This window comes from Shewanella sp. BJSY2023SW005, from assembly GCF_047314585.1.
In the GTDB taxonomy this organism is placed as follows: Bacteria; Pseudomonadota; Gammaproteobacteria; order Enterobacterales; family Shewanellaceae; genus Shewanella; species Shewanella algae.
In genome coordinates this window covers 71,060-81,286 of record NZ_JBKORJ010000048.1, presented here as the reverse complement: position 1 = coordinate 81,286, position 10,227 = coordinate 71,060, and the positions used below count along the sequence as shown (strand labels likewise).

Here is a 10,227-nt window from a genome sequence, read left to right as displayed (position 1 = left end):
GATGAGTATCCGCATCGGCCACCACGGTGGCGTAACGATGGCCTTTGAACAGGGCAAACTCGTCCATGACCAGGCGTTTGACACGACTCCAATCATGAATATTCGATGTTGAGAACGGTTGGGGTTGGTCATTGTTTTGGTTTGGCGACTAAACAATAACTCTCCAACCGTTTTCATTTCCAGTCCACGCTAATATTCGATGGGGCTTTTTTACTTTCTAGCGACTTTGCATTCTCACTGAGAGAGTACACTCCTTAGCGGAATGGTATAATGCCCGCATCTGCATGCAATAAGGTAAACCCGTGTTCCACATCGCCCTCTATGAACCCGAAATCGCCCCCAATACCGGCAACATTATCCGTCTCTGCGCCAACAACGGCTGCGAGCTACACCTGATAGAGCCTTTGGGTTTTGATCTGGAAGAGAAAAAACTGCGCCGGGCCGGGCTGGATTATGGCGATCTGACCCGAGTAAACCGTTACCCGGATTTCCCGCACTTTCTCGCAGCCATGGCGGGCAAACGCATTTTGGCTTGCACCACCAAGGGCAGCCGGCCACATTCTGAGCTCGAGTATCGGCAAGGTGATGTGCTCTTGTTTGGCCCAGAGAGCCGCGGCCTGCCTCAGGAAATATTGCAGAGCATTGCTGCAGAGCACAGACTGAGGATCCCTATGGTGCCCTCCAGCCGCAGCCTGAACCTTTCCAACGCAGTGGCTATCATCAGCTATGAAGCATGGCGTCAACAGGGTTTCAGCGGCGCTAAATAAATCAGCGATGTTGCAGTGAGATGGCTCTGTAGGTTTGATAGCTATCCGAGTCCTCATCCAGATAGTGCAAATTCTGGCGCCAGAGCCAGCCGTCATTGTCGGCTTCGAATAGCAGTTGGATCAACGCCGGGCGTCCGCCGGACTGCCCTTCACCCAACAGGGAAAATCCGCGGCCCTGATGGTAAAGAGTGAAGGATTGAAAGCGTTCTTCGGTCACACCATCAAAGTACCAGAGCCCCACGCTGGGGTCTTGGTCTCTGAACCACCAGGTTTCACTCAGGGGATGGCGTGCCCCTTCACTGACGCTGAGTAACAACTGACGCTTGTCTTTACTGCAGATGGCATCCAGGCTGAGCTCCTTCGGGGGTTGTCCGCTTTGGGCGCCATCCCCCTGCCAATGGCCATTGAGCGCTTCACAGAATTGGCTAAAGGAGGCCTTGCCGGCCCAGGCGGGTTGCCAGGCCAAGGCCAGGGAAATAATAAACAGGCGTAGAAAATCAGAAGAGTTCGATATCGTTGTTGTTTTGCTTGAGATGTTCATCTTGATACTGGTTCAAAGCCTCGTGTAGTGGCATTCCCTGCAGCACAAGATCAAACATTTTGCGTTCACAGTCCAGCGAGTATGTCGACTTAATCGTACGCTGTAACATTTTCCAGGCATGTTCCGAGGTGCGACTATGCTCATCCCGCAGAACTTCCTCAGTCAGCGCCAGCCCGGTCACCACATGGTTGAGCCTTTGTGACAGGCGATCATAGAACTGAAAAGCCACTATGCCTTCATTGACCTTACCGGCCAGATGGCGGCCATGATCGCAGATCTCGGCCGGAGTATTCTCCTGAGTTTCCAACCAAGCATTCACCTCACGCAATTGCTCCGCCATGTCGGTAAACAGACTCCCTAAACCGGTGACATTGTGTTCACCGTCAGTCAGGGTCAACTCTATCTGAGCTATCGACAACAACAAGAGTTTTACCGTTTCCGAAATATGCAGCCATTGGGCCGAATCGAGTGAATCCAGAGTCGTGGGCGTTTCGAGCTGCTTGTTATCTGTCATGGTCATGGGGATCTCTGTGGCTGAGTGGCAGGCATAAAGAAGTTTAGGACATAAAACGCCTTTTGCCTTTTACCTGGCACGGCCGGCAAACGGCAACCCGGTGTCGTGACTATGCGTTAGTACCCAGGGCGTTAGTGCCCGGGAGCTTTTTAACTCCGCCAAATCCCACAGTCGAACCGCACCTGGATCAGAACAAAGTTTCCCGATAAACAAGCCGATAAATTTCTGTTTTCGTAGCAGATCTATTGCACAGTTTCTGCGACAATCAATGCCAATGCTGTTATTGCCGGAGATCTCATGCACAGACTCAAGAGCCGTATCATCAGAGAGTGGGATTTCAACCACAAAGGCTGGTTGCTGGAGGCCGCACGCTTCCTGGCACCGCAGTTATTGGCGCTGACGCTGTGGGACGAGTCAGAGCGTAAGCCGCTGCTGGCCATTTGGCCTACCGAGGCGGACTCCCCCAGCTTGCTGCTGGATCTCACCCAATTTAAGGGGCATCCCCAGGTCTGCCTCTGGCATCAACAACTCACCTTGGTGGATGAAACCGGGCTCTGGATCTGGGATTCGCTGACAGAAGATAAGGCGCAGCACTACCCCTTTGCCAATCCGGATGTGCTTTCCATGACAGTGGAGCAGCAACACTTCCACTTTCTGCCATTGCAGCTTTGCCCGCTGGATGACAATCAACTGCTGCTGCGAATGAGTTCCCCCAATACCCGTAAGGGCCGAGCCATTTCCTGGTTATTTATCAAGGATGATCAGTGTCACTTGGTCAACAGATACAAGGAGCCGGACGAACCTGAGCTCATCGCCTTAAAGCCGGGCAGCCCACACTGGCTTGAAGAGATCCAGGTCTGTGACAGGCAGATTTTCTGCCTCTGTCAGGGGCAGTCTGCAGCGGACAGTCAAGAGACGATATTGGCAGAGTACAGATATGGCCTGCCGGACAGCCTCTTTGGCAAGCTTTCCAAAATGCTCGGCAGTGGTCAGGAAAAAGATCTGCTCTTGCAGTCGTCTCGCCTTCTGGCGCCCGGCAACGCCCGTTTCAGCAATTGTGGGCCACAGCTGTGGTTAAGAACCAAGGGCAACAATCGCTTCGAGTGTCATCCGCTGGCCGAGGAGCAAAACTCCTTTGAACTGGCACTAACCCAGGTTCAAAGTCTCGGTGACATCAAACCGGCCAAGGCGCAGGTCAGCTTTATGGATGACAAGCTGTTTGTCGTTCACGACAAACGCAGGCTGAACTTGTGTGAAGTTCAAGCCCCAAAGTAAAAGCGCGTATGCAGAATGATATAAAAAGCCACCTCAATTGAGGTGGCTTTATGATCCAGTTGGTCGGGTTAACCGCCGAAACCGACATCCTTGATATCGACCCGGGTCACCTCGCCATACTTGGCCGCTATCGGGGCTATCTTGTCGCCACTGCCAATCAGCACCATCTGCAACTTATCCTTGGGGAAGTAGTTGTCGACCAACTGCTTGGTCTGCGCCAGAGTCAGCCCATCCACCCGTTGCTGGAATTGATTGATATAGGACTCATCAAAACCGTACAGGTACATGTCTGACAGCAGGCCAGCCAACTGGCCACTGGTTTCAAACTTGGGCGGGAACTGGCCTTTGACGTAGGCCTTGGCTGAATCCAGAGTCTGCTGATCTATCCCTTTCTGCCACAGGCGGCTGTAGGTCTTGAGTGCCAAGTCAATGGCTTCCTCTGTAGTAGCCGACTTGGTGAAAGTACTGATCATAAACACCCCTGAGTCACGATAGGGAACGAAACCCGAGCGCGCGCCATAGGTTAAACCGGCATTCACCCTCAGCTCATCGTTGAGCCAGGAGGTAAAACGGCCACCGAGTATGGTGTTGACCACAGTCAGGCCCACATAGTCAGGGTTATCCTGAGTCACACCCAGGCCACCTATGGTGAAGGTGGTCTCTATCGCGTCCGACTTATCCACCAGCAAGACTCGGCTGGCAGACAGGGTCGGCAGCCCCTGCTTGAGGTCAACGGCACGCAGCGATTCACTGTTGCTCCATTGACCGAATGCCGCTTGCAGCTTGGCCTTCATCTGCGCCGGGTCGAAATCGCCCACCACGCTGATAGCGGTATTGGCCGGTTGATAGTAGCCCTTGTGGAAGGCTCTCAGCTGGTTGACCGTCAACTGGGACACTGACTCACTGGTTCCCGAAGTGGCATTGCCATAAGGATGCTGACCGAAGACCAACTTGTTGAAGTAGCGCCCAATCACGGACTTGGGACTCTCTTTCTCCTGCGCCAGCTCGGCGACTCTGCGGCTCTTGAGTTTATCAAACTCGGTGGCATCAAAGTCGGGACGGGTCAGCACATCGGCAAACAATCCCAGCATGGTATCGGCATCTTTGGCCATAAAATCGGCGCTGAGGTAACTGCCCTCACGGCCGGCATCAGCATTCAGACTGGCACCGAGAAAGTCCACCTCCTGCTCTATGCTGGCCTTGGTGCGACCGGCGGCGCCGAGCAACAAGCCCTGAGCCGTCACCTCTGCCACACCGGCTGTGGTGTCATTGACGCTGCCGACTTTCACCACGGCGTTTAGGGTGATCAGCGGCACCTCTTTCTGCGGCATCAGCATCAGCGTCAGGCCGTTATCCAGAGTGACTCTTTCATATGCTGGCAGTACAAAGTGGCCGGTATCCTGGCTCACCTTCACCTGGGTAGACTGACAACCAGAAACCATCAAAGCTGCGGCAATGGCCATGGCGCCCAGAGAGGCCTTGAGAGAAAAAACCTTGCTCATTGATCCGCCTCCTCTTGTGCAGCCAGTACCCCCACAGTGCGGTTGGCACGGCGCAGGTATGTTTCTGCCACCCTTTGAATGTCGGCCACTGTGACCTGGTTATAGGCATCCGGCGCCTGGAACAGCTTGTCGAAGCTACCGAAATAAAGTTCGTAGGTGCCCAGGGTATTGGCCTTGCCATTGATGGTTTCCATACTGCGATAGAAATCCATCAGCTTGATATTTTTTGCTTTTTCCAACTCTTCAACCTTAATGCCGTCACGGGCAATACGGTTGACCTCTTCGATCAATGCCTGCTCCAGAGTGGTGGCGCTGACACCTGGGGCCGCCACCCCAAGGATGTACAACAGGTTGGGGTCAAAAGACATGGGCATATAAGTCTCGGCGGCAATCGCCAACTGCTTGTCCACCAAAGCCTTGTAGAGGCGCGAGCTGTTGCCTTCACTCAGAATCGAGGTCAGCAGATCCAGCGCGTAATAGTCTTTATTGGTGGTGGCCGGTACGTGATAGGCCAGCATGATATTGGGCGTGCTGACAGACTCCTTCTTGACGAAGACCCGTCGTTCCCCTTTTTGCAGCGGCTCGACTGTCTTCACCGCCTTGGGTGGCTCTTGCGCCGGGATAGGGCCAAAGTAACGCTGGGCCAGACGCTTGACCTCGGCCAGCTTAACGTCACCGGCAATCACCACAACCGCATTGTTGGGGGCATAGTAGGTCTTGTGATACTGCACCAGATCTTCCAAGGTCCAGGCCGCAATATCAGATTCATGGCCAATCACAGACCAGCTATAGGGATGCGCCCTGAAGGCCACACCTTTTACCTCTTCCTGCAGGGTACGCCAGTTGGAGTTTTCCAGCCCTGTGGTACGCTCGGAGGCAACTACGCCGCGCTCACTCTCTACCATCTCGGCATTGATATCCAACGCCGCAATCCGATCGGCTTCCAGATCAAAAATGGTTTCCAGAGCATTGGAAGGGAACCAGTCGGTATAAACGGTCACGTTTTCAGTAGTGTAGGCGTTGTTGGCGCCACCGGCCGCTTCCATGGTGCGGTCAAACATCTTAGGGCCGTATTTCTTGGAGCCATTGAACATCATATGCTCGAAGAAGTGGGAGATCCCTGTGATCCCGGGCACCTCGTTGCGTGAACCCACCTTCCAAAACAGATACATGTTGGCATTGGGAATGGATGAATCCTCCAATACCATGATTTTCATGCCGTTATTCAGGGTAAAACTCTGAATATCTTCGGCCGTGGTCGCCTGTGTTGTCGCCGCACCAAGAAGGCTGGCTGACATCAGCAGGGCGGTCAGCGTACGCTTCATTGGGTCGCTCCTTGGCTGATTGCTGATTTCAAAAGATCCAATATCGGGTAAAAAAGCACTGTAAATCAAGTAACAAGTGATACGGAATTGTCAGATTTTGTAAGCAAAATGCTTTATCCCGTACGGTTTATTTGCCGCTTAAGCTGGTGAGTGCCAGTGTGGTCAACGCCTCTACCCCCGTCTTGAACGCTGCTTCATCGGCATAGAAATAGGGGGAGTGATTGCTGGCCGCCGTTGCCGGGTCAGTCCCCTCAGGAGTTACCCCAAGAAAGAAGAAAACCCCCGGGGTTTCTTGCGCGTAGAAAGCAAAGTCCTCAGCCCCTGTGATAAGCCCGGGTTCCACCAGCCTCTCCTTGCCGACCACTTGCTCCAGCAAGGGCCTGACTTCGGCCACCAATTCAGCACTGTTCACCAGCACAGGATAGCCTTGGACTATCTCTGTCTTCGCCTCAGTGCCATTGGCTTGCGCTATCAATTCGGCGGTCTTGCTCAGTTGCTGTTTGATATTGGCCCGGCTCGGCTGATCAAAGGTTCTGATGGTGCCGATAAGCTCAACCTCATCGGGAATGATATTCGAACGTATCCCGCCGTTGATGGCACCAAAGCTCAATACTGCGGGGCCGGCAGTCAAATCAGTGCGGCGGCTGATAATAGTTTGCGAGGCACTGACAATTTGTGCCGCGGCCACTATGGGGTCGGCGCCATTCCAGGGGCGGGAGCCATGGGTTTGACATCCTTTAACCTGGATACTGAAAGAGTCTTCACTGGCCATGGTTGGCCCGCCCCTGAGCCCTATCATGCCTGTTGGGAGATTCGAGGTTACATGCAGCCCAAAAACACGTTCAGGTTTGGCGGCAAACAGCCCCTGCTTCAGCATCAACTCGGCGCCGCCTTCTTCCCCTTCAGGCGCTCCCTCCTCCGCCGGTTGGAAAATAAACATCACCTCACCATGAAGCTGAGATCGCAAGTTGCTCAGGGCTTCGGCCACCCCCATCAAGATAGCCACGTGGGTATCGTGACCACAGGCATGCATGACACCCACCTCTTGCCCACGGTAGTCGGCCTTAACCTTGGAGGCAAAGGGAAGATCCACAGCTTCAGTAACAGGTAAGGCGTCCATGTCGGCCCGAAGAGCGATCAAGGGCCCGGGATAATCGCCCTTGAGCAAGGCAACGACACCGGTATGAGCCACTCCAGTCTGTACTTCCAATCCCAAAGATTGCAGGTGCTCACTGACCTTGGCGGCCGTGCGAAACTCACGGTTGGACAACTCAGGGTGCCTATGCAGATCCCGCCGCCATTCAATCACTTTTGGCTCCAACTTGGCGGCTTGCTGCTGCGCCAGCACAGTAGGGTCGGCTGCGAATACGGCAAATGGCAACAACCAGGCGGGAGCCAGGCTCAGTCCCGAGACAAAAGATTTCATAACAATTCCCTGTTAGTCTGAATGGTTTGGACGGCAAGCACTTTAACTTGGGGGCTGAAATACAGCTCTGGCTTAAGGTTCTATCTGCTTCTGTTTCAGCTTCTTCATCTTGGGCTCTTCGATCTTGCGCTCTTTGGCCGCCGCCTCTTTGGCTTCCTGCAAGTATTTCTGTTCCCGCTGCGCCCTCTCATCAAACTGTTTTCTGGCTTTTAGCCTTTGCTCCTCCTGCCATTCACCGGATTGCTGGCGTTTGAGCACCTTCTGTTCCCGCTCGGCAGTTTCCTTGGCTGCGGCCCTGGCTTTTTCCAGTTGTTCCTGCTCCAGACGCCGGGCATCTTCACTGGCTTTTTCACTCAATTGAGTCAAATCGGCCGCACTCACGCCAAAGGCCAGCAGCCAGCTCAGTAACAGTATTAATCTCGCCATAATTCACTCCTGCATGAGAGAGAACAAAAATCCATCTTCCAAGGACTATCACACATTTTTTCACCAGTTTGACCGATAATGAACATTTTTAGCAACAAAACGAAATTTTGATTGAGCCACAGAGTAGATCTGTTTAGTTTTAAAACCAAAGGATTGAAGTATTGACAAAGGGAAGTGGTTCTCAGCGGGAGAACGACAAGGGAGTATCCTGGATGATCCGATGGACACAACTGCTGCAGAGTCTGGTGGCTGACACAAAGCTTGGCCCCCAGTTGCAACTCTGGCGCAGCGATCCACACTCGACACCTCTGGCACTGTTCAGAGGGAGTAAAATTTTCGCAGCCAACCAGGCCGCGCTGGATTACTTCGCCTGTGTCCACCAGGAAATTCTCGATGCCACTCTCTATGACTTTGCCCCCAGACTGCAATTGGGCGGCCAGAGCAGCATAGAGTTGGCGAAAAAACTACTGCAGGCCGCTACGGCTAAGTCCCAGGTGCAGGAGTGGCTGCATCTCAATCGCCACGGCAAAGAACTGCCAACCCGCCTCTACCTGGAACCCGTCAGAATAGACAGTAACAGGATGATCTTGGTGCGTTTCGAAGCCTTGGATCGTCGCCTGGGCCCCAGAGGTGAAGCTCAGGACGTATTTGGCTTGCTGCCCCGCAGCGTATTGGCGGGCATTCTTGAAGAAAGTGCCGAAGCCGTAGTCATCAGTGATACCTCGGGCAAAATCCTCGCAGTCAATCGGGCCCTCTGCCGCCTTTGCGGTTTCAGCCAGGCACAATTGATAGGCCAGCAACTGCAGATCCTCGAAACCGCAAACGACCCCAAACAGAGAGAATGCCGCGCCGCCTTGGCGCAGCGGGACTTCTGGCAGGGCGAGGTCAGCCATACCCGAGTCGATGGCAGTCACTTTCCCGCCTGGCAGAGCAGTCGCAGGTTGCAGACCGAATCCGGTTGTTATCTGGTCACCATCTTCAGCGATATCAGCGAGCGCAAGCAACTGGAGTCTCGCCTGACAGAACAAGCCATGTTCGACATGCTCACCGGACTTCCCAATCGTCGTCATATGAAGCGCAAACTGCGCCAGGCCCTCAGCGCCAGTCGCGAAGCAGCCAACCAAGGAAAACCAACCACAGGTGCCTTGATGTTTCTCGACCTCAACGGCTTCAAACATGTCAACGACAGCTTTGGCCACTCCATGGGTGACAGAATACTGCAATTGGTCGCCGCCAGGCTGGAAGCCGGTTGCATAGAGAGAGCCGACATCGCCCGCATGGGCGGTGATGAATTTACCTTGGTGTTACAGCATTGCCGCGACAGAGAAGATATCTACCGTTTCGCGCAGCAGATATTGGCCCTGTTCGAGACGCCGTTTGAGTTGGAAGGACAGAAATTCTACCTGGGTACCAGTATAGGTATCAGCCTGTTTGGCGACCGGGAGATAGATCCCTCCGAGCTGCTGAGCCAGGCCGACACCGCCATGTACAGTGCCAAACGCAGCGCCAGTCATATCAATTTCTATGACAGCTCCATGAGTGAGGCCGCCGAACATAAACTCAAATTGCTCGGCGATCTGCGTCATGCCTTGGGGCTGGGGCAACTGAGCCTGTTTTACCAACCCATAGTCAGGCTCAAGGATAACCGCATGGCCGGCGCCGAAGCACTGCTGCGCTGGCACAAGAGTCCACACGAACTACTGGAAGCGGCCGATTTCGTGCCTTTGCTGGAAGAAACCGGTCTAATAGTCACTGTCGGCAACTGGGTGTTGGAGCAAGCCTGCCGGCAACTGGCGCTTTGGCGGCAACAGGACAACGACTTTATTATTTCGGTCAACGTGTCGCCGCTGCAACTGGAGCACCTGGACTTTTACCAGCAGGTAAAATCGGCGCTGCAACATCATCAGCTTCCCGCCGAAGCACTGATTTTGGAGATCACCGAATCGGCACTGCTGGGCCATCCACGCCAAGCCAAACAAACCCTCAAACAGCTCAGGGAGCTGGGGGTCAGAATCGTCCTCGATGATTTCGGTACCGGGCTGTCATCACTGAGCCGTTTAGGCAGTCTGCCCCTGGATGGGTTGAAAATTGCCGGTGAATTTGCCGAACAACTGGAGCATCAGAAAGGCAAACGTCTGTGTCAGGCCATAGTGCAGCTGTCACAGGCACTGGAGCTCAAGTTTGTTGCCGAGGGAATAGAAACGGCCGATCAAAATGATATGGTGCGGCAGATGGGTGACGGGCTGGCACAGGGGTTCTTTTTCGGTTATCCCTTGCATCCAGAACAGTTTGCCCTGGCACATTTTCAGCTTTAGTCAGCGGAGTGAACAGGACTGCCGGCAACAGAGTCATTCTGCTACCACTCCCCTGCAAAAGCGGTAAGCCGACAGTCCCACTCCATCATCAGGGATGATGTACGCTAATTAAAACCGGATTAGCTTATAAATGTCG

9 protein-coding genes are annotated in these 10,227 nt (G+C 53.9%); 3 read left to right on the top strand and 6 right to left on the bottom strand.

All coding sequences use genetic code 11. The annotated features are described in order from the left end of the window. Positions 1-302: 302 nt before the first annotated feature. Positions 303-767: a tRNA (cytidine(34)-2'-O)-methyltransferase gene (locus ACMHXI_RS14715; RefSeq protein ID WP_025010760.1), complete on the top strand. Its 465-nt coding sequence runs from the start codon at positions 303-305 to the stop codon at positions 765-767. A gap of 1 nt (position 768) precedes the next feature. Here the strand turns inward: ACMHXI_RS14715 and ACMHXI_RS14710 are convergent, their stop codons facing one another. Both ACMHXI_RS14710 and ACMHXI_RS14705 read right to left on the bottom strand, forming a co-directional pair. Next, entirely contained in the window at positions 769-1,308 is a 540-nt protein-coding gene (locus ACMHXI_RS14710) for a hypothetical protein (RefSeq protein WP_167715614.1), read from the bottom strand. Next, positions 1,265-1,828: a hypothetical protein gene (locus tag ACMHXI_RS14705; protein ID WP_413735311.1), complete on the bottom strand. Its 564-nt coding sequence runs from the start codon at positions 1,826-1,828 to the stop codon at positions 1,265-1,267. The genes ACMHXI_RS14710 and ACMHXI_RS14705 overlap by 44 nt, the downstream gene beginning before the upstream one ends. Before the next feature lie 291 nt (positions 1,829-2,119). Between ACMHXI_RS14705 and ACMHXI_RS14700 the strand changes: the two genes are divergently transcribed. Beyond that, complete coding sequence (locus tag ACMHXI_RS14700; protein WP_335920334.1) at positions 2,120-3,097, top strand: hypothetical protein; 978 nt, start codon at positions 2,120-2,122, stop codon at positions 3,095-3,097. A 68-nt stretch (positions 3,098-3,165) separates the two neighbouring features. Here the strand turns inward: ACMHXI_RS14700 and ACMHXI_RS14695 are convergent, their stop codons facing one another. From ACMHXI_RS14695 to ACMHXI_RS14680, 4 genes are all read right to left on the bottom strand, one after another. Next, entirely contained in the window at positions 3,166-4,539 is a 1,374-nt protein-coding gene (locus ACMHXI_RS14695; RefSeq protein ID WP_413735316.1) for a M16 family metallopeptidase, read from the bottom strand. 56 nt (positions 4,540-4,595) lie between these two features. After that, positions 4,596-5,924: a M16 family metallopeptidase gene (locus ACMHXI_RS14690; RefSeq protein ID WP_039036029.1), complete on the bottom strand. Its 1,329-nt coding sequence runs from the start codon at positions 5,922-5,924 to the stop codon at positions 4,596-4,598. A gap of 127 nt (positions 5,925-6,051) precedes the next feature. Beyond that, positions 6,052-7,350 carry an amidohydrolase gene (locus ACMHXI_RS14685; RefSeq protein ID WP_413735308.1) on the bottom strand — a complete coding sequence of 433 codons (1,299 nt, stop codon included), beginning with the start codon at positions 7,348-7,350 and terminating at the stop codon, positions 6,052-6,054. Between the two features lie 72 nt (positions 7,351-7,422). Continuing rightward, positions 7,423-7,776: a hypothetical protein gene (locus ACMHXI_RS14680; RefSeq protein WP_025010754.1), complete on the bottom strand. Its 354-nt coding sequence runs from the start codon at positions 7,774-7,776 to the stop codon at positions 7,423-7,425. Between the two features lie 212 nt (positions 7,777-7,988). On the opposite strand from ACMHXI_RS14680, the gene ACMHXI_RS14675 reads away from it, so the two are divergent. Beyond that, a complete protein-coding gene (locus ACMHXI_RS14675; protein WP_071238005.1) occupies positions 7,989-10,091 on the top strand; it encodes a putative bifunctional diguanylate cyclase/phosphodiesterase in 2,103 nt (700 codons plus the stop codon). The last annotated feature ends 136 nt before the right edge of the window (positions 10,092-10,227 follow it).

Coding starts and splice junctions, on each gene's coding strand:
- ACMHXI_RS14710 (WP_167715614.1), bottom strand. CDS start 1,308: ATGAACATCTCAAGCAAAACAACAACGATATCGAACTCTTCTGATTTT.
- ACMHXI_RS14705 (WP_413735311.1), bottom strand. CDS start 1,828: ATGACCATGACAGATAACAAGCAGCTCGAAACGCCCACGACTCTGGAT.
- ACMHXI_RS14700 (WP_335920334.1), top strand. CDS start 2,120: ATGCACAGACTCAAGAGCCGTATCATCAGAGAGTGGGATTTCAACCAC.
- ACMHXI_RS14695 (WP_413735316.1), bottom strand. CDS start 4,539: ATGGTTTCTGGTTGTCAGTCTACCCAGGTGAAGGTGAGCCAGGATACC.
- ACMHXI_RS14690 (WP_039036029.1), bottom strand. CDS start 5,924: ATGAAGCGTACGCTGACCGCCCTGCTGATGTCAGCCAGCCTTCTTGGT.
- ACMHXI_RS14685 (WP_413735308.1), bottom strand. CDS start 7,350: ATGAAATCTTTTGTCTCGGGACTGAGCCTGGCTCCCGCCTGGTTGTTG.
- ACMHXI_RS14680 (WP_025010754.1), bottom strand. CDS start 7,776: ATGGCGAGATTAATACTGTTACTGAGCTGGCTGCTGGCCTTTGGCGTG.
- ACMHXI_RS14675 (WP_071238005.1), top strand. CDS start 7,989: ATGATCCGATGGACACAACTGCTGCAGAGTCTGGTGGCTGACACAAAG.